Genomic DNA, 23,316 nt, shown 5'->3' on the forward strand with positions numbered 1-23,316 from the left:
GCCGCACCATTGCGTTCTACGAAGAACTGCAGCAGATCAAAGTGCGACAAAAGGATTTTATTTCGCGAGGCCGGCGTTGAAGTCGCTGTGGTCGGCGGATTCATTCTCCTTGCCGGCGGCGACAAGGCGCTCGACCCGGTGCGCCATGTGCAGGCGACGTTTGACAGTCGACTCGTTGGCGACTGCAAACGCCTGGCTGGAAAGGCATGGTGCCGCGATTCCTGGCACTCCACGCGACACGCCGGCTGGGCGCAACCTGATCGCGAGAAATCCCGATGGTTTGATGGTGGACTATTTCGAAACGGCGAAGGACAGAAACGGTTAACCAAAGGACATCCATGATTGAGCGATAGCAAGCCGATTGTCACGATCTGTCGTTTGCGTCGCACGGGCCCGATAGGAAATAAGGAGCGATCTGAGCATGTTTCGTCTCGTTGATTTCTCATCGTGCCATCGTCCGGAAAGACCCAGATATATGTCTGGAGGCTGGCTGTCACGAAAGGGCCTTGTGCGAATGACGATAGTCGCCGCGATCGCGCCACGAGCCAACGCGCGCAAAATAATCCAATCATCCCAACACGGACTTCAGAAAAAACACGAGCAGCGGCGAAACTGCGACATTGAGCACACCACTCAGGATCATCACAATGCCTGCTGCTGCCGCTCCGGATTCAAAGACCCTTCAATGCTTCATGCAATGTCGAGCGAAACTTTTGCACTGCAGGCGACATGGTCGCTTTCCTGCGATAGAACAACCGGATGGTGCTTTCAAATAGCGCCGTTTCGTACGGCAGGGCAGCGAGATCGCGGCCCTCATAGGTCTGGAGCATCGGCTCGGTCAGCATCGTGATGAGATCGCTGTTGCGCAGCAAGGACGTTAGCAGCGATATCGATGCGTCAGTTTCGACCACTGCCTGAGGAGGCACCAGATCATGGTCATGAAAGTAGCGCTCGACGATCTGGCGCAGCCCGTGACCCGGCAGCGGCAGCAGCCATTTCGCCGCTTGCAGCATGGGAGGATCGGCCGGCGTGCGTGCCAGCGGATGACCTTGCCGCGCGACGATCCGGTAGCGCTGCCTGCCGATCTCGTCCGACTGGAGTTCGTCGTCCGCTACGGGGTCCGGCATGAAGCACAGCGCGAGATCCAGTTGCCCGTCCTTCAGCTCGTCGAACAGCAGTGCCGAGACCTGGACGGAGAGCCTGAAAGAGATGGCGCTCGCACGCGCCGTATAGCGGGCGAGGATGGGCAGCAGCGCCGATTCCAGCAAGGCCGGCACGACACCGATGCGAATCTTGCCCGCCGACGCGGACTTCGCCGCCGCCATTTCGGCGTAGGTCTGCGCGATCGACGCACCGACGTCGGCGGCACGCGCGACGAGTACGCGCCCCGCCGCGGTCAGCTCGACGCCCCGGCCCTTTCGGTCCACAAGGCGTGTGTCGAACTCGGCTTCGAGCCGCTGCAGGATCTTCGACACAGCGGATTGCGTTAGGCCGGTTTTCTGTGCAACCCGATGCAGATTGCGCGTCTCAGCAAGCGCGGAGAATACGCGTAGATCTTCGATTCTCATCCTTTCTCTCCCAGCCATTGCCGAAGTCCGACTTTAGCGGAAGTCGGTTCGCCGTGGCGCTGGTATTCCTCGCGGGAATCAAACGGCGCCACGCTTTCCGCGCTGCTCGCCGAACAATGAAGACATCAAGTTTCGTTCGAACCAGGAGGGCATCGTGTCCGATCTTTGCAATGGCGCTGTGCGTGGCATCTCTGCGCCGATGTCAGCCGGCAATCGCCTCGCTTTGGTCGCGGTCATGCTGGCTGTTGCGCTGGCGACGCTCGATACCGCGATCGCGAACACGGCGCTGCCCGCGATCGCCGCCGCTCTTCACGCCACGCCGGCGCAGTCAGTATGGGTCGTCAACGCCTATCAGTTCGCGATGGTCGCGACGATACTGCCCTTCGCCGCGCTAGGCGACCTTCTGGGGCACAGACGTATCTACATCGGCGGCCTGGCGCTGTTCACGGCCGCGTCGCTGGCTTGTGCGGCCGCGCCGACGCTCCCACTGCTCGCTGCCGCTCGCCTTCTGCAAGGCCTTGGCGGAAGCGCGATCACAAGCGTCAGCATCGCGCTCGTCAGTGCGCTTTATCCGCGACACCAGCTGGGACGCGGCGTCGGTGTCAATGCGCTTGTTGTTGGCGTTTCGGTTGCCGTCGGGCCTACCATTGCGTCGCTAATTCTTTCCACGGCGTCATGGCCATGGCTCTTCATGATCAACGTGCCGCTCGGACTCATTGGACTGGCATTTGCGCTGCCCGCGCTGCCCCGGGCGGCCAAAATCGCGCATTCATTCGATCCCGTTGCGGCCTTGCTGAGCGTCATCACCTTGGCGTCGCTGATTTTCGCCGTCGGCGAAGGAGGACAACGTGGGTCCATGACCCACGTGCTCGGCGCCCTTGCACTCGCGTTCGTTTTCGGCGCGTGGCTGCTACGGCGCGAAGCCGGGCGGCTCGCGCCGATGTTGCCCATAGATCTGTTCAAAAGGCCCGTATTCGCACTGTCGGCGGTGACGGCCGTTTGCGCGTTCGCCGCGCAAGGCCTCGCGTTCGTATCGCTGCCGTTCTATTTCGAAGACGTGCTGCATCGCAGCCAGATCGAGACGGGTTTCCTGATCACGCCGTGGCCCGTCGTCGTGGCGATCGTAGCGCCCATTGCGGGACGGCTGTCGGACCGCTATCCGCCGGGCGTGCTGGGCGCGACGGGGCTAGCCTGTCTTTGCGCGGGCCTCGTGTCGCTGACGCTGTTACCTGGTCATCCGTCCATATACACCGTCACGGTCCGAATGGCGATCTGCGGAGTCGGTTTCGGCATGTTCCAGTCGCCGAACATCAAGGCGCTGATGGCAAGCGCGCCGCACGCGCGCAGCGGCGGCGCCAGCGGTGTCGTCGCGACAGCGCGCCTGATCGGGCAGGCCACGGGCGCAGCACTTGTCGCATTGTGCTTCGGCCTGGCGGGCCGGCACGGCCCCACCCTCGCGCTGGCAGGCGGTGCGATGTTCGCGGGCGTGGGCGGCATCGTTAGCGGCCTACGCCTGCTGGTTCGCTCGCATCGCTCGCGGGACGCGGGAGAGTGAGCGAAGCACTCGCCACATACTCCGCATCGCCCGTAAGAACGGGGCTGAGTGCCGGTGACAGTTCGACGATTCCAGTAAGGTGGATAGCGCTGCCGGCTTCGAAGTCCCGACCCACGTGAAGCGCAGTATGGAACGCATTGTGCGCCAATCTCACCTGTCGATAACGGTCCTGCTCCATTGAAGCACTTCGGGTATCTAAGCGTGCCTCGCCGGCCGTTTGCGCCCGGCAAAATCATGTGTTGGAGCCGCTCGCTTCGAACGACGGCTCTTCGCAGCGGCCGGCGCCGCCGATTCGAATTGATCGACTTTGAAGCAGCGCCCCGCCGCCCATTCGGCCTGAAGCACATCGCGTATCTGATGCAGTTCCGCGCGCTGCCCATCCAGCTTCGCGCGAAGTTCGTCGATCTCACGCAAGCGTTGGTCGATCCGCTCGAGCAGCCCCTCCTTTGAGAAGCCTTTCATTTCCTCGACTGCGGCGCGCATCTCGTCCAGCGTGAAGCCCCGCCGCTGCGCCAGCTGAATTTGCCCCAGCCGTTCCGCCGCGGTGTCGTCGTAGATACGGTAGCGATTCGGGCCACGGCCTGCCTGAGGCAACAGCCCGCTCTGTTCGTAAAAGCGGATCGCGGAGGTGGTCATGCCGTTGCGCGCCGCCAGTTCCCCGATCTTCATCGTGCTTGACCTTAAAGTGGACTTGAAACTTAGTATAGGGACCTCGTACACGTCGAACACGTTATCCGATGACGACTTCGCTTTTCACTCCGCTCAAGTTGCCCAACGGCAGCGCCCTCCCCAACCGCATTGCCAACGCCGCGATGGAGGAAAATCTCGCCGACCCGGGTCAATTACCCGGCGCCGCACTGTGGCGTCTCTATGCCGCCTGGGGCGCCGGCGGTGCGGGACTGCTGATCACCGGCGACGTGATGATCGACGCAAGAGCGCTGACCGGTCCCGGCGGCGTCGTGCTCGAGCGGAACACGCCACTCGAACCGTTCAGGCAGTGGGCGGCCGCCGCTCGCCAGCATGGCGCCCGGATATGGATGCAGATCAATCATCCCGGCCGCCAAGTCCTTGCAGCAATGGGTCACGACGCGTGGGCACCGTCCGCCGTTCCGCTCGACCTCGGCCGGCACAGCAAATCGTTCGCCAAACCGCGCGATGACGACAGCCGAGATTCACGAGATCATCGAACGCTTCACCGATACGGCTGCAGCGGCCGAAACGGCCGGATTCGACGGGGTGCAGATCCACGCAGCACACGGCTACCTAATTTCGCAGTTCCTGTCGTGACAACCTCACGTCGGACACGGATGGCCACCGGGGTCCGTCGGATCGAGCCCGAGACTCTCTCGCGTCAACGCGTCCAGGGCGCGGTGTCTCTGTCATGCATAAGTTGCGATGCGACGCGCTTCGCTTCATCACTGCCCAGTCTCGTTCTCCTCCTCGAAGCGCCTCTTACAACTTCCGCACGTCAGGACACACGTACGCATAACAACTCACGATTGCCTCGATCCGACATAGCGCGATTCGATCCCTCCAGAGACATGGGCGCATCAGATCAAGGCAGTAGCACCCGTCAAATATGACTACATTACAAGGGGTTTGAATCACCCCTTGTTGCACACGTGTGCATTAGCGATTATTATTGTCGTACCGAAGACTGTAGACCTTGTCTGATCGTCGTATCGAAGACTGCAATTACGCTCAGGAAGACATGACAAACATCCCCTTTTCTTTGGCCCCGGCGAATGTCGCTGGGCGTATCGTGCCGCCAGCAATCCCATGGGGCCTGCACGGGTACCCGCACCATTTGCGGTGCTTACAGGAGTGCAGTTGCTGCTGTCCGTCAATGGCGATGCGCCTGGATCCCACATTGTCGGAGGTGTCGCGATGAACCCGCTAGCGCATGACGTCAATGAACTCGAAGAGAGCCGCTGGACAGCAATGATCGGTGCGGACATTGGCCGGTTGAACACGCTGTTGAGTGACAGGCTGTGCTGGACTCACGCATCAGGACATTGCGACGGAAAGGCGGCCTTCCTCGAGCGCATAGCCTCGGGCCGGGTGATTTACCTGTCGATCGAACGGTCCGCCGAGCGTTGGGTTCATTGCGATGGAGCCGTCGTCATTACCGGGACGGCCGAGATGCGGGTCGTCGTCGAAGGCCGGGAGTGCGAGTTGATGAACCGGTACACCAATGTCTGGGTGGACGAGAACGATTCATGGCGGCTGGCGGCGTGGCAGTCGACTCCGGCGAGTTCGGTACATCAGGACTGGCCATGGACACGGTGACGATCGACGCAAAGGTCCGGCTTCAAATCCCGCGCGCGCGGTTGGCCGCAATTCACGCAATCGAGCACGCGGTTTTGATTTCGATGCTGGAGGGACTTGAGAATGACAGAAACATCTAATGCCATCACTCGTCAGAAAGAGGCCCGGTTATTGTTCCTGCACGGATTTGCGTGCGCAAAGGAAGACTGGAGATTTGTAGCCGGCTTTCTGCAGGCTCACCCGGAATTCTCTATGTATGACTTTCCCGGCCACGGAACTGCGCCTGCGCCGCAGGCGCCTCACGACGCCATCACGTCAAATTGGTCGATCGAATACTTTGCTGCTGAAGTAGTGAGGCACCTGCGGAGATTTGGAGCCGCACCTGTCATTCTTGCAGCTCACAGTCTCGGGTGTCGCGTCGCGCTCGAAGTCGCCGCACTGGCCCCAGAACTGGTTAATGGATTGGTGCTGATCGAGGCCAGCATGATTGGCGAGCGCAACGCTCACGCCGCCCGTCAGCAGATCTATTCTCTCGTGGAAAAATCTGGTTTCACCCAGTTTGTAGAAAATCGATTCAACGAAATGTTCCTTAGTGAAAGCCCGATGTCCAAAGCCGTTTTGGCACGGGCAAAGGACATCGATCCTGTTGGAGGCACAGCATTGTTCGCCAGCATGGCTGGCTGGGATGCAGGCCTTATGGCTATGCGCCTCAGCCGTTTCACCAAGCCGATGCTGGTTATCCAAAGCATGTACTTTGACGCTCGGGGCAAGCGTCGTCCCATTGATGAAACCAGCGAGTCGTCATGGCTCCAGTTCGTGTCATCTGTCGCGCCTACGGCACGCATTGAATTGGTCAAAAAATCGGGGCATTTTCCTCACATTGAACAACCCGAGAAGATCGCGCGCCTCTTGCGGGAGTTCGTGAGCGAAATTAGCACGCTGAGTTCGTAGGATCCTGGTATACGGCGCACTACTCTGCCCGAAATTTTTGCATCGTCCTCCGCGGCCCAGCTACGGCTGTACCACGATACGACAAATCCGGTTTGCACCGGACCCAAGGGAACTCAGACTCCGCTATCCCGAGCTTGATACCCATGTAACTACCGACGTTCAAACAGCCGATATGTCACGCAACCAACTCTTACTTTCGATATTCCCAGGTGCGCCTGGAGGAATGCAGCCCTTCGCAATCGATATGAGAATGCAGACCCAGCCTTCGATTCAGAAGGCGCTGGAAGTGCCACTGACCCTATCGGTGTCAACTTCGTACTCGGCGCCTCAATCAATTGGCAGGCGTCGCTTGGCGTGCCCGTCGCGTGGCCGGCCGCGCCTTTGCGCCCGGCATCGTGATGATTGCCATTCGCTGCCGGAATAGCGCGCCACGATCATTTCACTATTCGCCTGGAGATACTGCATGCAAGCATTGCAAGGAATCAAGGTCGTCGATCTGACGCGCGCACTATCGGGGCCGTTCTGCTCGATGGTACTCGCTGATCTCGGCGCGGATGTCGTGAAGGTCGAAGCCGGCCCGCACGGCGACATGAGCCGCACCTGGGGCCCGTTCGATCGCGGCATCAGCACCTACTATCTGTCGTGCAACCGGAACAAACGCGGCCTGTGCGTCGATCTGCGCGCCCCGCAAGGTCTCGATGCGGTGCGGCGACTAATCGACGGCGCCGATGTCGTGATCGAGAACTTCAAGCCGGGCACGATAGAAAGCATGGGGCTCGGCTACGATGTACTGAGTGCGAGCAATCCGCGGCTTGTGATGGGCAGCATCAACGCGTTTGGCCCTGACGGCCCGCTGCACGAGTGGCCGGGCTTCGACCAGATCGCACAGGGCTACTCGGGCTTGATGAGCCTCACCGGCTTCGCCGAGGGCGAGCCCACGCGCACCGGCACCGCGATCGGCGACCTGAGCTCCGGCATGTGGCTCGCAATGGCCATCCTCTCGGCGCTCTACGAGCGTGTCCACACCGGACGTGGACAGCACGTCAGCACTTCGCTGCTTGCGAGCCTCGTCGGGCTCCTGAGCGTGCACGGCCAACGCTACCTGAGCCTCGGTGACGTGCCGCGCCGCACCGGCAACGCGCACTCGGTGATCGCACCTTATGGCGTGTTCGAGACCGCCGACGGTCCGTTGAATCTCGCGCCGATCACGACGGGAATGTGGCAGCGTCTGTGCCAACTGCTCGACCTGCCGCAACTGCCCGACGATCCGCGCTTCGCGACCAACGAGGCGCGCGTCGCCAATCGCGACGTGTTGAAGGCTGTACTCGAGACGAGGCTGAAGACACGTGGCAAGCGCGCGTGGACCGACCTGTTCGTCGCCGCGGGACTGCCGGCGGGCCCGATCCACACGCTCGACGAAGTGTTCGCGGACGTGCAGGTGCAGCACTGCGGTCTCGTCGAGACGATCCAGCATGCGACACTAGGCGCGCTGCGTCAGATCCCGACACCGGTATTCGGAACGGCGGCGCAAAGCGGCGGCGCGCAGCGCCACCCAACGCGCCACGCAGCGCCCGCGCTCGGCGAGCATACGACCGAAGTCCTGCGTGAAGCCGGCTTCGACCCGACTGATATCGACGCGCTGCTCGCCGCAGGCGTCGTCCACCAGGCGCCGCCCATCGAGGCGCAACAATCCATATCAGGAGTCGCGCAGTGAACACAACCATGCCCACAGAACCGGTGACCGTGAGCGCTGATGTGATCGAAGGATGCATCGGCAAGATCGTCTTTCGCAATCCGTCGCGTCGTCATGCGCTGAGCAATGCGCTGCTGCACGCGCTCGACGCCCGCCTCGCCGAACTCGCCGCGAAACGCGTGCCGGTAGTCGTGCTCGGCAGCGGTATCGGAGAGGACGTGTGGAGCGCGGGCCACGATCTCGGCGAACTCGCCGTCGACCACGACCCGCTCGCCTCGGGCAAGCCGCTCGAACAGGCGCTGCGGCGCGTGCGCACGTATCCGGGGGTCGTGATAGCCGCGGTCTCCGGTTCGGTATGGGGCGGTGCCGTCGACCTCGTGATGACCTGTGATCTCGTCATCGCCGACACGAGTGCCCGCTTCGCGATGACGCCCGCGAACATTGGGCTGCCTTACACGACGAGCGGGCTGTTGCGCTTCTTCAACAATCTGCCGATTCACGTACTGAAGGACATGTTCTTTTGCGCGCGTCCGCTCGATGCGATGGAGGCCGATCGCTTCGGCGTGGTCAACCGCCTCGTGGAGCAGGAAGCGCTCGAACCCACGTCGTTCGAGGTCGCGCGCGGCATCGCCGCAAAAGCGCCGCTCGCGATACAGGCCGTGAAGGAGCAATTGCGCGTGCTCGAAGACCTGCAGCCGATGCCGGTTCAGGCGATGGAGCGCATCGCAGAGTTGCGCCGCATAGCGTGCGAGAGCGCCGACATGACCGAGGGGCTCGAAGCGTTCGCCCAACGCAGGCCCGCGAAGTTCACGGGCGAGTAGTTACAGGAAATCGGCAACAGATACGCCAACTGAAAATCGAAACTACTTTGAAAGTTGTGCGTACATCGCGATTAGCCGGATACACGTTCGCCACTAGTCCGGCACCGCAAACGGTTGATCGAGCGGCGTGGTCTGCCATGCAACGTGGCGCCACGTGTTCCGCTCCCTTATCCAGACGCTCAGGAATCGCGCTTCCAACTTTCTGGGTCCGGATAGAAAGACCACGTCATGCGTTGAATAGCCGGTTATCACGATCGCATCTTCCAGCACCTGGCAGTGGCGATCGCGAATTTCAATCGATCTGTAAAGGAACTCACCGGCGGCTAATGCACGCAGGTACCCCTCTTTGTCATGCACGTTGCCCGACGAGTGCGTATAGATCGCGTCCTCCGCAAAGAGCTCTCGCAACAACGGCATGTCCCGGTCGAGCATCGCCTGTTGCCGGATCGATTCCAGCTCAAGAACGGTATCCAGTCGCTCCCTGGTCTTCACATCCTGCATTCGCCACCCTCCTCTATCCGTCAGCACGGGATATCGCCCATGCCCGAGTCTCGCTCGACCACCTTGACCAACGCGAAGAAGTCCTCCTCCCGAAATGGTTCCGCGCACATACCTTGCATCCTCTGGCGCGTTGCCGCGGTCATCGGCATCGTCACGCCGAGTTCACGCGCGGCGTCAAGCATCAGATCGACATCCTTCACGATCATGTAGGGCGGAAAAGTCGCGGAAAAATCCCGGTTTTCCAACGCGGCCAACTTCGGCTTGAGCCATGGGGAGCACAAGGGCGAAGCGCCAATCGCATTGAGCATCGTTTTCCAGCCGATGCCGCCACGGCGACCCAAGGTGAGCGACTCCGCCATCAACGGCGCAAAGTTTGCGACGAGGCAGTTGAGTACGAGCTTCATATACCGTGCCTCGTCCCCACTGCCCATGTAGGTTTGCGAAGCACTGAAAAGCGAAGCGATCGGCTGGACACGTTCCCATGCTTCGCGCGGACCTGACGCATATGCGCTCAACCGCGCCTGTTCGGCGATCGCGGGGTTGCCGGACACCGGCAACCTGACGTAGTCGACGCCGTGCGCGATGCACGCCTCGGCAACCCGCTGCGAAAGTTGGGGAGAGATCGTGCTGGTCTCGACGAGGACCGCCCCCGCGCATCGCGCCAGCGCCCCGTCGCCATTCAGTACGACCTGCTCGAGCGCCGTATCGTTGGGCAATGATGTGAAGACGATCGATGCACCCGCCAGGCACTCGGCCGCGCTGGACGCGACGACAGCTTTGCCTGCTGCAATGGCGTTGGCGGCCTCAGGCCTGCGGTCGTACAGCTTCACTCGAAGCCCCGCGTTGACGAGATGCCTGGCCATCGGGCCACCGATCCGCCCAACACCGATCCAGGAAACGCACGTCTCGACGTTCATCTCTATTCTCCTTGCACCTGCTTCGCACGCAATGCCGTGGATTGCCAGGACACCATGCGCCAGTTTTCGCCCTCCCGGGCCCATGTTGCGGTGTACCGGTTCCGAAACACTCTCTGCGTTCCCGCGATTTCGGCATGCATGCTTGCAAGACCGGTCACGACGGCAACGCCACCGTGCAGCCGCACCAACTGGTCATCGAGCTCGATGCTCAGATACTGCGTCGCTCGCGCCGAAAGCATCCTCAGGACATCGCTTTTGCTCTCAACCCTTGCAGACCAGTGAACCCCAGACGAGGCTGTCGCCGAGTATGTCTGACAGCGCCTCCACATCCGCACTGATCACCGCGTGTGCGTGATCGAGTTCTCGTTCTCGAATGAGCTGCTCTGCATTCATTCCACCTCTGCCGGAATCGCCCGGGCCGAACACAGACTTCGGATGAAGGCCGGTCGACCCGGGCAGACATTGCTTTCTAGCGAAGGCTGATCGTCGTGTTGACGCCATCATTCACCGTCGCGTCGTCGAACCAGCGTGCGGTGACTGTTTTCGTCTGCGTATAGAATTGGACGACCTGCTTGCCATACGGGCCAAGGTCGCCCAGTTTCGAACCACGTGAGCCCGTGAAACTGAAATACGGGACCGGCACCGGAATCGGAATGTTGATACCAACCTGGCCGACATCGATTTCGCTTTGAAACTTCCGGGCGGCAGCGCCACTGCTCGTGAACAACCCCACGCCGTTTCCATAGGGATTACTGTTTACGAGAGCGATTGCATCGTCAAGCGTCGGAACAGACATCACGAGCAACACAGGACCAAAGATTTCGGTCCTGTAAATCTGCATTTCAGTCGTCACGTCCGAGAAAATCGTCGGCCCGATGAAGTTCCCATCTTCGTACCCTCGCACACTGATATCGCGGCCGTCGAGGGTTAGCGTCGCACCTTCGGCCACACCGGTTTCCAGCAGCGCAAGAATGCGCGCCTTCGCCGCGCGTGAAATCACCGGTCCGACATCCGTTCCGGGTTCGCTCCCAGCATTGACCTTCAACAGTTTCGCCTTGGCGACCAGATCTGGCAGCCATTGATGCGACTCACCGACAAACACGATGACCGAAGTCGCCATGCAGCGCTGGCCAGCCGCGCCGAAACCAGCACCGGCCAACGCGTTCAAGGTCTGCTCGCGGTTCGCGTCGGGCAGCACCACCGCATGGTTCTTTGCGCCCATCATCGACTGAACGCGTTTGCCATGCTCGCTTGCAAGTCGGTACACGTGGGTGCCGACCGCAGTTGATCCCACGAAAGAGACTGCCTTCACGAGTTCGTGCGTGCACAGGGCATCGACGACTTCCTTGCCGCCGTGGACCACGTTCAGAACGCCTGGAGGCACGCCCGCCTCAATTGCAAGCTCGACCAGTTGCATGGTCGACAGCGGGTCCTGCTCGGAAGGCTTCAAAACGAAGGTATTGCCGCAGACGATTGCCATGGGGAACATCCACAGCGGAATCATCGCGGGAAAGTTGAATGGGGTAATGCCTGCACAGACGCCGATTGGCTGGCGCAGCGTGTAGGTGTCTACACCGCCGGCGACATTCTCGAGAAACTCCCCTTGCCCGAGGCTGCCGACCGAGCATGCGTGCTCGACCACCTCCAGCCCACGGAAGATATCGCCCTCCGCGTCTGCCAGAGTTTTGCCCTGCTCCGCGCTCAACGTCTTCGCAATACGGGGCAACTGTTCGCGAACAAGTGCTTGATAGCGCAGCATGATACGCATGCGTGCACCCACAGGGGTACGGTTCCATTTCTCGAAAGCCGCGTGCGCCGAACGGATTGCACGGTCAATCTCGTCTGCGGTCGCGAACGGGACCGTAGCAAGCACCTCCTGGGTAGCGGGATTGACAACCTCTCGCCACTCCTGGGTACTGGACTCAACTGGCTTACCGTCAATCAGAAGCGTCACCTTGGGCGGTGTGCCGGATACTGTTTGGGGAGATGCGTTCATGGATCAGTGTCGATTCCTGGTTGATGTTGTCGGTGCTGCTGCGCCGACCAGACAAATTCAGACTATCCCCGAGGGAATACCTGATGTCCGCGTCCGCGCTGGAAGCAGAAGGGGAAGAACCCTTCTGATGCCTGTCAGACGATTTTTCCCGCTTATGCCGGCGCGGCAGTCGATTGCCACGCCACGACGCGCCAGTCGTCCCCCTCACGAAACCACACATTGGTATATCGGCTGCGAAGTGAGCGCACTTCCCCGCCGAGACGAACCACCTGAATGACAACCCCCGACGCGACAGCAGCGTCGTCCGAGATGACGTACCTCTCGTCCTCACGCAGCATGGAGAGATACTGCGATTCGCCGCTTTCGATCTTGGCCAGCAACTCCTTTTTGCTATCGACCTTGCCGGACGAGTGCGTCCAGATGAGGTCGTCGCTCAACACTCGATCGAGTGCCGCCAGGTCGGCGCTGGTCATCGCGCGGCACCGCTCGTCCTCGAGGCTTTTCAGGTCGATCCGTTGCATCGTGGTCATGTCTCACTCCGTCATTTGATTGGCGAAAAAGCGGTGGGCACGAGAATCCTGGTTTCCATCGCCTCGATCATCTCGAGAAGCCTGGTCAGGACCGCTTGCCAGGCCGGATCCGCGTAGAGCGCGGCCCGGCATCGAGTTCGCTCGTTGAGATCGGCGTAGCCCCACATATGAACGATCTGGTTGAGTGGACCGATCTCCGTCGAAAAATACCCCACCATCCGGGGAAGATGCTTCTTTTGAATCTCCATGACCTCTCGCTCGTAGAAGTCAAGATATGCCGGCACGCTGCCGGGTTTGACCGTATAGGTTCGTTGCTCGACAATCATCGCCATCCTTCCTATGCCTGCACCTGGACGGCCAAATGACCGATCCCTTCGATTTCCGCGTCCAGCTTGTCACCTGGCTTAAGGAATGTCCCGGTCTTAAGACCGACTCCGCTAGGCGTTCCAGTCATGACGATGTCGCCGGGTTCCAGCGTCACGTGTTCCGTGATAGCTGCGAGTTGCTCGGCGATGTTCCAGATCATCAGACTGGTTCGCGCATGCTGCTTCACTTCCCCGTTGACCTTGAGGGTCAATTGCAGATCGTCGGCATTGATTTGACCTGCAGGAACGATGCACGGTCCGAGCGGATTGCTCGAGTCAAATGCCTTGCCGCCGAACAGATCGAATTTCACCAGATGCTTTTCGTGAAACTGCCAGTCGCGCGCAGACAGGTCGATACCCACTGTGTAGCCAGCGATGCAGGACATCGCATTCTCGACCGTGAGCCTCGTCGCCCGCTTGCCGATGACGACGGCCAGTTCGATTTCCCAATCGAACTTTTGCGTCTGGACGGGGTAAGGCACGGAAGCGCCGCTACCCACGATCGCGGTAGTAGGCGGCTTCATGAACAGAACTGGAATTTTCGACGACTTGTCGAAATCCGCGTAACCCGCGTCCTGTTGCATGTGGTCCAGATAGTTCGCACCCAGCATGACCAGCTTGTTCGGGTAAAGCAATGGTGCGAGGATGTCATCGGCCGCTTGCGGGGCCCGAATCTCGCCGGGCGCGCCTTCTGCTGTGAGACGCGCAGAAAGGCCCGTGAGACGCTTGTGAGAGTGCTCCCAGTCGTCAAAAAGCTGCATCAGACCGCGGGCTGAATCTGCAGGGAGCAGATCCGGTGCCACCGTCGAAATCGGCCAATAGCGGCGACCGACCTCGATCACCGGGGTGGGCTTGCCTTGGTGACGGAACGTGGCGAGTGTGTATGAAGTAGTCATGGGTACGTGTTTCCGAAGTATCAAGAGACGGAGAGCTAGCCGGCGTCACCTTACGAAAAAGAAAAGGTCAGTTCCGCGTCTTCCAGTTCTGCAATCCGTGTGAGCTGGTTATATTTCGCGAGACGTTCCGAATTGCGCACGGAGCCGATCTTGATTTGGCCCGCGTCCGATCCGACAGCCAGGTCCGCAATGAACGAGTCTTCAGTTTCGCCTGAACGGGCGGATATGACGGTCGCATAGCCCGCTGCCCGTGCACGGTTCATCGCTTCGAACGCGCCGGAAAGTGTGCCGTTCTGATTTACCTTGATAAGCGTCGCGTTGGCCGCGCCCACTTCTATTCCGCGCGCGATGCGATCGGGATTGGTCACAAACAGGTCGTCGCCGACGATTTGCACCTTTGGGAAGCGCTTCGTGAATGAGGTCCACGATGACCAGTCATCCTGATCAAAAGCGTCCTCAATCGAAATCAACGGATATCGACTAATGAAGTCCTCGAGGTATTCCGCCATCTCTTCGCCGTCGAGCGTGCGCTGCTCACCGGCCAGATGATATTTGCCGTCGCGATAGAACTCGCTCGCAGCGACATCGATTGCGATTGCGACATCGTGACCGGGTCGCAACTTTGCCCGCTCGAATGCGCGCATCATGAGTTGAAACGCCTCGTCGGCGGACGCATAGCCGGGACTGAGACCGCCCTCGTCCGCCAGCAGGGTCGTGATACCGTCTTCGGCCAGCAGATCGCTTGCAGCCGAGCGCACGCTAACGAGCATGTTCAGGGCATCGCCGTAGGTCTTCGCACCGACGGGGATGGCGAGGAAGTCCTGAAAATCCATGCTTCGCCGGGCGTGCGCTCCACCGCTGAGGATATTGGTCATCGGCATCGGCATCGACGTCCGCGCCGTCCCCACGAGCTGCGCAATGTAACGGTGTAGCGGAAGCCGCTCGTGAATCGCGGCTGCCCGACAGATAGCGAGCGATGTAGCAATGACCGCGTTCGCGCCCAGTCGGGAGAGGTTCGCCGTGCCGTCGTGTGTGCGCAAAGCTTCATCGAGCCCGGCCTGGGAAGTTGCGGGCCGCCCGTTGAGAAGCTCGGCGATCTCGCCGTTAATGTTTTTCACAGCTTTGGAGACCCCTCGCCCCTCATGGAGTCCGTTGTCACCGTCGCGCAGTTCGATAACCTCGTGTCGTCCCGTGGATGCTCCTGATGGGGCACATGCACGTCCGCACGAACCGTCTCGCAGTTCCACGTCCACCTCAACGGTCGGGCGCCCACGGGAGTCGAGAATCTGGCGGCCGCGCACATGCAGGATATCGGCCGAGCGAGCTAGATTAAAGGAAGGATGTGTCACGTCATTTTCCCAGGTTAGTTAAACCACCGATTCGCGAACGTCATGTCATTGCTCAGCAATGTCTGTGCAACGCGCCGGATACCGCCGGTGTCGAGTTCAGTAACGTAGTCAACGGGAGAATCGCTATCGAGGCGCGCCAGCAGCAAACACCCAAGCAGCGGCAGAAGATGTGCGTCAAAGACTGCGGGGCCCTCGACGAGATAGCCTTCGACAAACGAACGCTCGGCGAATAACAACTCATTCGTCTTCGCCTCCCGGCGGTGTGCCTTGAGAATCAGATGAGCCAGGACAAACGCCACGTCGAAACGGGGGTCGCCCCAATGCGCGACCTCCCAGTCGACCACCGTGACAGTTGCGTTGTCGACCAACAGGTTCTTCGGACTGTAATCACCGTGGACGAGTGCCTGTCGCCGCTTGGTCACGCCTTCGATGACTGTCGAAACTGCGTCGCGGTATTCAGGATTGCGCTGCGCGACTCTTTCGAAGTACGGCGTCACCCGCAATTCTCGAAAGAACGTCTGGTCGGCGAACCGTTCGGCAAGCGCTGGGCACCTGGAGGAGCGCGAGTGCAGCATTCCAAGCAGTTCACCCACTCTCCGGGCAGTCGCGAGATTGACCGTGCCGGCAAGGAGCTCCTGCTTCCAGTTTTTCTGGGTGGGTGAGACCAGCTCCATCGCGAACTGGTTGCGAACGCTATCGCTCCACAAGACGCGAGGCACCGCACCCAGTCCAAGTAATTCGGTTGCGGCGTTCAGTGCAGCGACTTCTGTCAACGATCGCGCGGGGTCCGACCGCCAGTCAGCGGCTACCTTTAGCTTGTCCAGCGCCTTCTTTATTACGATCGAACCCTGGACAGTCCGGATCACCTGAATATCACTCGCCACACCGCCTGGCAGGGTCTGGCCGCTTTGCAGACGGTTGCACGCGTTGACCGGGTCTTTGCCGGAAAGAACCCGTACTACCTCTTCGCAAGCCCTGCTCCGCAGCTCAATGACCGAGGTATCCGAGAGGAACGCAACATGCGGCGTGGCGGTGACATTCGCATGTCCGACGATATTTTCGGGAGGGGTCGGCTCGCCTTCAACAACATCCAGTGCGGCACCGGATAGCCGACCGTCTGCGAGCGCGTCCAGAACAGCCTCGTTGCTGACCAGTCCGCCACGACTGACGTTGATAAGCAGCGGCTTGTGTTTGCAGCCTGAGATGAAACTTCCGTCGACCAGATGGTGGGTTTCGCTGGTGAGCGGCACGTGCAGGATGATAGCGTCCGCGTTGTTCTGGATATCCTGGACGCTGGCCGCCATCACGCCGGCGTCCGCGGTCACGGGGTAGTCTCCGTTCGTCGCGAGCACCGTGCATCCCAAGGCAGCCAGCTTGCGACCGGTGGCACGGCCGATCCGCCCGTATCCGATAATGCCGACCGTCAGTTCGGCAATACGCCTCAGCGGCCGGGAACCAGGCGCCCATCGCCCCTCTTTCACGTCGCGGTCATATCCGGCAATTGCCCTAAAGTGGTTCAGCAGAAGTGCGAGAGCATGATCCGAAACTTCTTCAACACAATAATCGGGCACATTCGTGACCCACGCGCCGACAGCGGTCGCTGCGCCAACGTCGATGTTGTCCAGGCCCACTCCCAGTCGAGCGACAATCTTAAGCCTGGTGGCGGACGTGATGGCGCGTGCGGACACAGGCGCCCAGCAGGTCAGAATGGCGTCCGGATCATGCTCTACCACCAGGCGCTCAATTTCCTCTTCGTTCCCAGCGACAGCGGGACCAGCAACGAGTTCGAATCCCGCCGATTCAATGACGCCGTTTCGACCCGCAGATCGGGCCACGCATAATCTGTGATAAGTACTTTCATCGCATTCCAGAGCTCGTTACAAGAAGGCCGACTGTCAGTCCCACAATCGTCAGGAGCGCAGGAAGTCTTCCGGCATCACCATGGTTCCCCATTGCTCAAGGGATTCCTGGTTATGCGGATTCAATCTCGTCGGGTATGTATCATTGAGGAAGTCTCCATCGGTCACGTGCTCGACACGAAAACCAGACGGGTCGTACCAATAATCCGAAATCGCTCCGCCGAGCGAATGACGCACTAGGCCCCACGATGCCTTGTACCCCTTCGACACCAGGTGTCGACGACCCATGCCGATGGCATCGAGATCGATCGTCTCGAAACAGACGTGATGTGCGCCATTCGTCGGGCCGCGGAAAACAGCGATGTTGTGGTGGTCGACATATTCCGCGCCGCGCGGAAACCGCATAACCCCCCCAATCACGTTCTCTTTCGTTTCTCCGATCAAGTCCGAGGGAAATGCGCCTAGCTTCTCCACAAACCATTCAATGATGGCTGGCGGATTCGGAGAGCTCATTACGACGTGTTTGAGCCCGATTATCTCCGCCGGCCCTACGTTGAAAATCGGAAACCTCCCAAGGCGGCGGCGTTCGCCCCCTGAATTCCAGGCGACCGCGGGACGACTTGCTGCTATCGGTGCGACGCGGGCAACGCCATGCACAAGTTCGATCCTGCGACCATCCGGATCAGTCGTCGTCACCCGTTTGCCACCGCCCGGATACTCCAGGTCTTCGACCGGAGCGCCAAGCCGCGCAGACAACACTCGCAGGCTCTCCTCCGAATCCACCTCGAACGCCACCCCGACAAAAGCGGAGTCCTCTGCACGCTCTGCGATATAGAGGTATGGTGCATCGTTGCATCCCCGAAAGAAGATGCGGTCTGGCGTTTCATGCGCCAATACCAGTCCGAAGTCTTCAAAGAACGTCCGGACGGCCGCGAGGTCGCGATGCCGGTATGTCGCATGGCTGATCGATCTAATCATGGTGTCTCCGACTACTTGGTTTGACTGCGTTCATCAACAGAAGGTCGCGCCCACGGAAGTCATGCCGCACCAATTCGCACTGTTCAGGCAATCGTCGACAGACTACGGCGCCCTTGGCGGGTTCGTCCATTCACCAACAATGTCGCTCCTGATTCTGGACGTCAGTATAGGCCAACCGAGAGCACACGTGTGCATCATCGTTTACCCCTGGAGCTGTGAGAAATACTATGAACTGAGTTTCCAGCAACAATTTTCTGGTGGCCTCACTAGTCCACGCTGGCCTCTGCTCACGTGCAAAACCCCCAATCTATAGGGGTTTTGTACAGGCATCACTACCTGATGAACGATAAGTATGACGTCTGCTAACTCCAGTTAGGCAGTACCGAACCTCATCGATTTTTCTTGCACACGTATGCACTACCGACTATATTCGGTCCGTCCTGAGCAATTGAAGATATCGTCCTTCACGAAGATGTGTGGAGGCGCCGTCGACCTCCGCCATGAATACCTCAAGCCCTCGCCCACACCTCTCTGCGACTGGCCTCGCCGTTTTGCTCACGGGCCAGCTACTGCCGATCATCGATTTTTCAATCGTGAACGTCGCGCTCGCGTCAATATCTCAGACGCTGAAGGTGACGCAAACGTGGCTTGGAATGGTTGTCGCTGTCTACGGCGTGGCGTTCGCGGTCTGCCTGGCAATGGCAGGCCGTCTTGGCGATAATTTTGGGCGGCGCCGGCTATTCGGCATCGGCGTGGCGGTGTTTGCCGTGGCATCCCTACTCTGCGGACTGGCCACTTCGATCTGGGTGCTTCTTGCGGCAAGAGCGTTGCAAGGTGCCGGCGCGGCATTGGTCGTACCGCAAACGCTTGCCACCATTCATGTTTGTCTGCATGGCCGGGAACACTCGCGCGCACTGGGGATTTACGGCTCCATCAGCGGGATTTCGTTCGTGGTCGGCCAGGTGCTTGGTGGATTGTTGGTCACGGCGAACTGGGGTGGCGCTGGATGGCGCGCTGTATTTCTTATCAACCTGCCCATCTGCGCCGGTGTTTTGCTTCTGATGTGGCGCACCATTCCCGAGACCCGTGTGGAGAAGGCTATTAGCGTTGACGTTTCCGGCACGGTGATTCTTGCCTTGTTGACTTTATGCCTGCTGATCCCGCTAGCGCTTGGGCCCACCATGCACTGGCCAATCCAGTTGGATATGCTCCTTGCTTGCGTGGTGCCGCTGATGTGGCTCCTGCGGCGTGTCGAAATCAACCAGGAACGGCGCGGCGTATCTCCGCTACTTCCGCCAGCGCTCGCACGGCTTCCAAGTACACGCTTTGGCGCACTGATTGCCGCGATCATGTTCTCCAGTTGGAGCGGTTTCATGTTTGCGTCCGCCCTGACGCTGCAGACCGGAGCAGGCCTATCCCCGGCAAAGGCCGGGAATTCGTACGTTTCTCTGGGCATCGCGTTTTTTGCCGGATCGCTGCTGACACCCCGGCTGGTGGCACGGCTTGGTAATGTCCCGACGTTGTTGTCCGGGTGCGCGGTACAAATGCTTGGATTAGTTACGCTGATGGCGACGTTGGATTATGTGTGGCCGCATCCCGGGCTCGTCAACCTGATCCCGGCAACCGCCCTGATTGGTTTTGGCCAGGCGTTGATTGTCAGTTGCTTTTACCGGATCGGTCTATCGGATGTTCCTGCATCGCAGGCAGGTGCTGGAAGCGCGATGCTTGCAACGGTTCAGCAGGTTTCGTTTGGACTGGGACCCGCAGTCTTCGGAGGCATATTCAGCTACATCCTGAGAGAAACCAGTGGGAGTTACCTGCATGCAATGCACGCCGCCTTGCTCACCGAACTGGCACTGATGTCCCTTCTTTGTGTCCGGGGAATCCTTTACCACCGGTGGCAGCAGACACTCAAATGCGCACCTTACAACGCAGCACAGCAATAGACCGGCTGACAAACGGACTCACAACGGTCTGGTCGACCCCCGAAGCACCAACGACGGTTCAAACTGGATGGTACCGGCCGAAGCCTCCGGTGCGCCATCCGTTTGACGCTTGTCGAGACGGGACAGCAGGACAGTCGTGGCGGTGATGGCGATGTCTTCGACCGGCAACCGCACTGTTGTAATGCCCCTTTCGGCCAATTCGAACCACGCCGGGTCGTGATATCCGACGACGGAGACATCTTGTGGCCACTCGAGTTTCAGTGTCCTCAGCGCCTGCAGCGCACCAAGCGCCAACTGCGCGCTGCCCAGGATGATGCCCGTCGGGCGGTTCTTTGCCGACATCATCGAGGTGACAGCGTATCGCGCAAACTCCGGACGCGGGGCGCCGAGCGCGATATTTGCGGGCTTCAGGCGACGTTCGGCCAGCGCGTCCTGGAAGCCGCCAAGCCGCTCTCGTCCTGTGCTGAATGTTTCATCGCCACCCACGAATGCGAGTCGTTTATGGCCACTATCAAGGAGGTGCCGGGTCGCCGCCTTGATACCAGCGCGATCGTCGATAACGACTGCGCTCCCAGCAAGATCGGCGTGCACACGCACGAGTTGCACCGTTTCGACGTTCTGCAACAACGCGCTGCTTTCCGGCCGCGGCGATGCCGTCGGGACAATGATTATTCCCGCCGGGCGCGTCTCGAGTATCGCCCTTAGTTCACGCAATTCGCGGTCAGGATTATCATCAGTGACCGAAAGCAGAAGCTGCATCGAATGCGATGCGAGGGAGTCAGCCACGATTTTCGCAACGGTCGCGTAAAAGTCGTTCTGGATATCTGGAATGATGAGGCCCACAAGCGAACTGCGCCGACCACGCATCATTCTGGCCGAGGCGGACGGGAGATAGCCCATCTGCGCGACTACCGCGCGGACGCGCGACTTGGTGTCCTCGCTAATCTTCGGACTATCGGCCAACGCGCGAGAGACCGTTGTATGCGAGATATTCAGCGCTTTCGCTACATCGCGTATCGTGACTCCCGCGTCGCCTCGCAGGGGCAGTCTTGCTTCTTGCGTGACGTTGGAACCCATGATTATGATCTCTCCGCTAGAAGCACATTAATTTCAGCACACTTTTTGGCACGTGAACGGGCCGGTCATGTCTGGGATCGAAGATCCGCAGTCATATTCATGTCGCATTTTACACCGCCCAAATTCGCCACCATCAAGTGTTGAAAACCTGTACCTATCAAAAACTCCTTGCCTGACGCCGCTCCCGGACAATCAAAGTCGCTTTAGAAAAGCCGCAACCGGTTGCCTTTGCCAAGTCTCGCGACGACCAACTGAGGCGGCGGCATTTTTCGCTCACGCACACGTGTGCGCTTTTTTCCTATAGTCGCCGTAGGTCCGTCGGCATGTGGTCGTACCCACAAAATCATTGCCAAAGCATTTCGGTATTCATCCATGAATGTGTTCGTTGGGAAATGAGATTTCGCGCGATCGGTGGCTCTAGGCCATTCTCGAAGGGGCGGGAGTTTGTAAGCCATCTTGAAGTCGCTCCCTCCTCCGCTCGCTGACGTCACACTATAAGTAAAAGTCTATACAAGCATAAGCAAGCGGTCTTGGACTCCCTGTCCGAGCGTTCTTATCATTGCCGTCATGCTTCAACCGCCGCCCGTTCATGAGCACATCGGCACATGTGGACGCGAGCGGTGGCCACGGCTCCGGCCGTCGCAGCACGGTAGGAGGCAGCATGACCTCATTCGACGAAGCCGCAACCATGCGCAAAGTGTGCGGGCGATTAATGCCCCCGCTCTTCGCGATGATGTTCGTCAACTCCATCAGTGCGGTTCAGTGCAGCGATCCGGAAACCGGCCACTACTACGACGACACCCGGCGCTATATCGACGCAATCGAATGGCTCAGCGCCGCGGACTGTCAGCGTATCTACGAAGACAATGCCCGCGTGGCGTACCCGCGGCCCTCCCATCAACTCGAACAACAGTCCGGCACACAGTGGCAACGGTATGAATCCCACTTCGAATCCCATCGGCTGGCGCGAACATGAATCCGCGCCTCATGCAGACACGGCAACGCTCGACGCATTGCGTGAACTGGCGGTTTCGTTGCTCAGCGACAATATGGCGCGCGCGAGCGGCATAGTCGGCTTGCGGACCTACCATCACCCCAAGCCGATGGCCGGCACCGCGGTCACTGTCCATACCCGCGCCGGCGACAACCTTGCGATTCATCGCGCGTTCGACTTTTGCCCGCCGGGCGATGTGCTCGTGATCAACGGCGCCGGCGAACCGATGCAAGCACTGATGGGTGAGATCATGGCCAGCTTCGCGGAGAGCCTGGGCGTGCTGGGCCTCGTGATCGACGGTGCGATCCGCGATGTCGGCGCGCTACGTCAGCGCGATTTCCCGGTGTACGCGCGTGGCGTGACGCATCGCGGGCCTTACAGAAACGGCCCTGGCGAGATCAACGTGCCGGTCACAATCGGCGGGATGCTGGTTCATCCCGGGGATATCATCGTTGGCGACGAGGACGGTTTGCTTGCGATCTCGCCCGCTGACGTCAAAGCGGTGATCGAAGGCGCACGGCGGCAGCATGCGAAAGGAACGGCGGCGCTAAAGTCTACCGCCGATGGATGTTTCGATCGTTCGTGGGTCGTGCCTCAGCGCGACCGGATGATGGACAACTGACTTCCCGCGCGGCGCCGGAGCGTGCATGGCGCTATTGGTTCGCCGCGTACCATGGGTCGCGGCCACGTCATTGGCTCAACGCTGCAGGAATCGTGTGCCTCATGGCGGAATTTCTGAACGCTGCAACGCTCCTTGAACTCGCGCAACGTGCGCAGCAGCGCGCTGCCGCGCCATGCATGTGTACAAGAAGCACCGCTGGACGGCTGGCAATTGCAGCCGCTTTCTCTCGTCGAAATGCAGTTCAAAGGAATCGGCGCGCTTGCACCGGACGAGGGTCCAGAACCCACATTCAGCGAATACCTGCCGGGCAACGCGAACTACTGGTCGGCCGACGCGCCCGTCGCGCTACGTCACTTTTCTTAAAACCCTTGTACAGCGTGGTCATGGCCGCCGTATCCGGGCGGCCTCCGCCAGGCGCTCACACGAGCGC

The 23,316-nt window shown here is 60.0% G+C and carries 21 protein-coding genes and 4 pseudogenes; 12 read left to right on the top strand and 13 right to left on the bottom strand.

All coding sequences use genetic code 11. The features are described 5' to 3' along the window. Positions 1 to 342, top strand: a pseudogene (locus P0D89_RS36455) (hypothetical protein); the annotation flags it as partial. Positions 343 to 671: 329 nt separating this feature from the next. Here P0D89_RS36455 and P0D89_RS36460 read toward each other — a convergent pair. Then, on the bottom strand, positions 672 to 1,568 hold the full coding sequence (locus P0D89_RS36460; RefSeq protein WP_408366093.1) for a LysR family transcriptional regulator: 897 nt from the start codon (positions 1,566 to 1,568) through the stop codon (positions 672 to 674). Positions 1,569 to 1,767: 199 nt separating this feature from the next. Between P0D89_RS36460 and P0D89_RS36465 the strand changes: the two genes are divergently transcribed. Continuing rightward, on the top strand, positions 1,768 to 3,123 hold the full coding sequence (locus P0D89_RS36465) for an MFS transporter (protein WP_408366101.1): 1,356 nt from the start codon (positions 1,768 to 1,770) through the stop codon (positions 3,121 to 3,123). Between the two features lie 195 nt (positions 3,124 to 3,318). Here P0D89_RS36465 and P0D89_RS36470 read toward each other — a convergent pair whose 3' ends face one another. Then, positions 3,319 to 3,792, bottom strand: a complete 474-nt coding sequence (locus tag P0D89_RS36470) for a MerR family transcriptional regulator (RefSeq protein WP_408366091.1) — start codon at positions 3,790 to 3,792, stop codon at positions 3,319 to 3,321. Between the two features lie 68 nt (positions 3,793 to 3,860). On the opposite strand from P0D89_RS36470, the pseudogene P0D89_RS36475 reads away from it, so the two are divergent. The 6 genes and pseudogenes from P0D89_RS36475 to scpB form a co-directional block, all read left to right on the top strand. Beyond that, positions 3,861 to 4,407, top strand: a pseudogene (locus P0D89_RS36475) (oxidoreductase); the annotation flags it as partial. Between the two features lie 546 nt (positions 4,408 to 4,953). Then, a complete protein-coding gene (locus tag P0D89_RS36480; RefSeq protein WP_408366089.1) occupies positions 4,954 to 5,412 on the top strand; it encodes a nuclear transport factor 2 family protein in 459 nt (152 codons plus the stop codon). Continuing rightward, on the top strand, positions 5,400 to 5,531 hold the full coding sequence (locus P0D89_RS36485) for a hypothetical protein (RefSeq protein WP_408366087.1): 132 nt from the start codon (positions 5,400 to 5,402) through the stop codon (positions 5,529 to 5,531). The genes P0D89_RS36480 and P0D89_RS36485 overlap by 13 nt, the downstream gene beginning before the upstream one ends. Then, positions 5,515 to 6,342, top strand: a complete 828-nt coding sequence (locus P0D89_RS36490) for an alpha/beta fold hydrolase (RefSeq protein ID WP_408366085.1) — start codon at positions 5,515 to 5,517, stop codon at positions 6,340 to 6,342. The genes P0D89_RS36485 and P0D89_RS36490 overlap by 17 nt, the downstream gene beginning before the upstream one ends. 463 nt (positions 6,343 to 6,805) lie before the next feature. Continuing rightward, positions 6,806 to 8,056 carry a CaiB/BaiF CoA transferase family protein gene (locus P0D89_RS36495; protein ID WP_408366083.1) on the top strand — a complete coding sequence of 417 codons (1,251 nt, stop codon included), beginning with the start codon at positions 6,806 to 6,808 and terminating at the stop codon, positions 8,054 to 8,056. Between the two features lie 8 nt (positions 8,057 to 8,064). Next, positions 8,065 to 8,856 carry a methylmalonyl-CoA decarboxylase gene (scpB, locus tag P0D89_RS36500; RefSeq protein WP_408366099.1) on the top strand — a complete coding sequence of 264 codons (792 nt, stop codon included), beginning with the start codon at positions 8,065 to 8,067 and terminating at the stop codon, positions 8,854 to 8,856. Positions 8,857 to 8,949: 93 nt separating this feature from the next. On the opposite strand, the gene P0D89_RS36505 is transcribed toward scpB, so the two are convergent. The 10 genes from P0D89_RS36505 to P0D89_RS36550 form a co-directional block, all read right to left on the bottom strand. Continuing rightward, complete coding sequence (locus tag P0D89_RS36505; RefSeq protein ID WP_408366081.1) at positions 8,950 to 9,357, bottom strand: nuclear transport factor 2 family protein; 408 nt, start codon at positions 9,355 to 9,357, stop codon at positions 8,950 to 8,952. A 20-nt stretch (positions 9,358 to 9,377) separates the two neighbouring features. Then, positions 9,378 to 10,274: an NAD(P)-dependent oxidoreductase gene (locus P0D89_RS36510; RefSeq protein WP_408366079.1), complete on the bottom strand. Its 897-nt coding sequence runs from the start codon at positions 10,272 to 10,274 to the stop codon at positions 9,378 to 9,380. 2 nt (positions 10,275 to 10,276) lie between these two features. Further along, on the bottom strand, positions 10,277 to 10,603 hold the full coding sequence (locus P0D89_RS36515) for a nuclear transport factor 2 family protein (protein ID WP_408366077.1): 327 nt from the start codon (positions 10,601 to 10,603) through the stop codon (positions 10,277 to 10,279). A gap of 140 nt (positions 10,604 to 10,743) precedes the next feature. Continuing rightward, positions 10,744 to 12,270, bottom strand: a complete 1,527-nt coding sequence (locus tag P0D89_RS36520; RefSeq protein WP_408366075.1) for a CoA-acylating methylmalonate-semialdehyde dehydrogenase — start codon at positions 12,268 to 12,270, stop codon at positions 10,744 to 10,746. 152 nt (positions 12,271 to 12,422) lie between these two features. After that, positions 12,423 to 12,800 (bottom strand): nuclear transport factor 2 family protein, encoded by a 378-nt coding sequence (locus P0D89_RS36525; RefSeq protein WP_408366073.1) that lies wholly within the window; start codon positions 12,798 to 12,800, stop codon positions 12,423 to 12,425. Positions 12,801 to 12,811: 11 nt separating this feature from the next. Continuing rightward, a complete protein-coding gene (locus P0D89_RS36530; RefSeq protein WP_408366097.1) occupies positions 12,812 to 13,126 on the bottom strand; it encodes an NIPSNAP family protein in 315 nt (104 codons plus the stop codon). An 11-nt stretch (positions 13,127 to 13,137) separates the two neighbouring features. Further along, a complete protein-coding gene (locus P0D89_RS36535) occupies positions 13,138 to 14,061 on the bottom strand; it encodes a fumarylacetoacetate hydrolase family protein (RefSeq protein ID WP_408366071.1) in 924 nt (307 codons plus the stop codon). Between the two features lie 50 nt (positions 14,062 to 14,111). After that, a complete protein-coding gene (gene eno / locus P0D89_RS36540; RefSeq protein ID WP_408366095.1) occupies positions 14,112 to 15,371 on the bottom strand; it encodes a phosphopyruvate hydratase in 1,260 nt (419 codons plus the stop codon). Between the two features lie 53 nt (positions 15,372 to 15,424). Next, positions 15,425 to 17,245 (bottom strand): NAD(P)-dependent oxidoreductase, encoded by a 1,821-nt coding sequence (locus tag P0D89_RS36545; protein WP_408377976.1) that lies wholly within the window; start codon positions 17,243 to 17,245, stop codon positions 15,425 to 15,427. A gap of 75 nt (positions 17,246 to 17,320) precedes the next feature. Continuing rightward, positions 17,321 to 18,247: a VOC family protein gene (locus P0D89_RS36550; RefSeq protein WP_408377979.1), complete on the bottom strand. Its 927-nt coding sequence runs from the start codon at positions 18,245 to 18,247 to the stop codon at positions 17,321 to 17,323. Positions 18,248 to 18,798: 551 nt separating this feature from the next. Between P0D89_RS36550 and P0D89_RS36555 the strand changes: the two genes are divergently transcribed. Then, entirely contained in the window at positions 18,799 to 20,193 is a 1,395-nt protein-coding gene (locus P0D89_RS36555) for an MFS transporter (protein WP_408377981.1), read from the top strand. Positions 20,194 to 20,211: 18 nt separating this feature from the next. On the opposite strand, the gene P0D89_RS36560 is transcribed toward P0D89_RS36555, so the two are convergent. Further along, positions 20,212 to 21,270, bottom strand: a complete 1,059-nt coding sequence (locus P0D89_RS36560) for a LacI family DNA-binding transcriptional regulator (protein ID WP_408366063.1) — start codon at positions 21,268 to 21,270, stop codon at positions 20,212 to 20,214. Positions 21,271 to 22,018: 748 nt separating this feature from the next. Between P0D89_RS36560 and P0D89_RS36565 the strand changes: the two are divergent. The 3 genes and pseudogenes from P0D89_RS36565 to P0D89_RS36575 all read left to right on the top strand — a co-directional run. After that, a pseudogene (locus P0D89_RS36565) lies at positions 22,019 to 22,246 on the top strand (hypothetical protein); the annotation flags it as partial. Next, positions 22,206 to 22,886: an RraA family protein gene (locus tag P0D89_RS36570; RefSeq protein WP_408366061.1), complete on the top strand. Its 681-nt coding sequence runs from the start codon at positions 22,206 to 22,208 to the stop codon at positions 22,884 to 22,886. The pseudogene P0D89_RS36565 and the gene P0D89_RS36570, both read left to right, overlap by 41 nt. Before the next feature lie 101 nt (positions 22,887 to 22,987). Further along, positions 22,988 to 23,243, top strand: a pseudogene (locus P0D89_RS36575) (hypothetical protein); the annotation flags it as partial. Positions 23,244 to 23,316: the final 73 nt, after the last annotated feature.

The organism is Paraburkholderia sp. RL18-085-BIA-A (assembly GCF_046027075.1).
Taxonomy (GTDB): domain Bacteria; phylum Pseudomonadota; class Gammaproteobacteria; order Burkholderiales; family Burkholderiaceae; genus Paraburkholderia.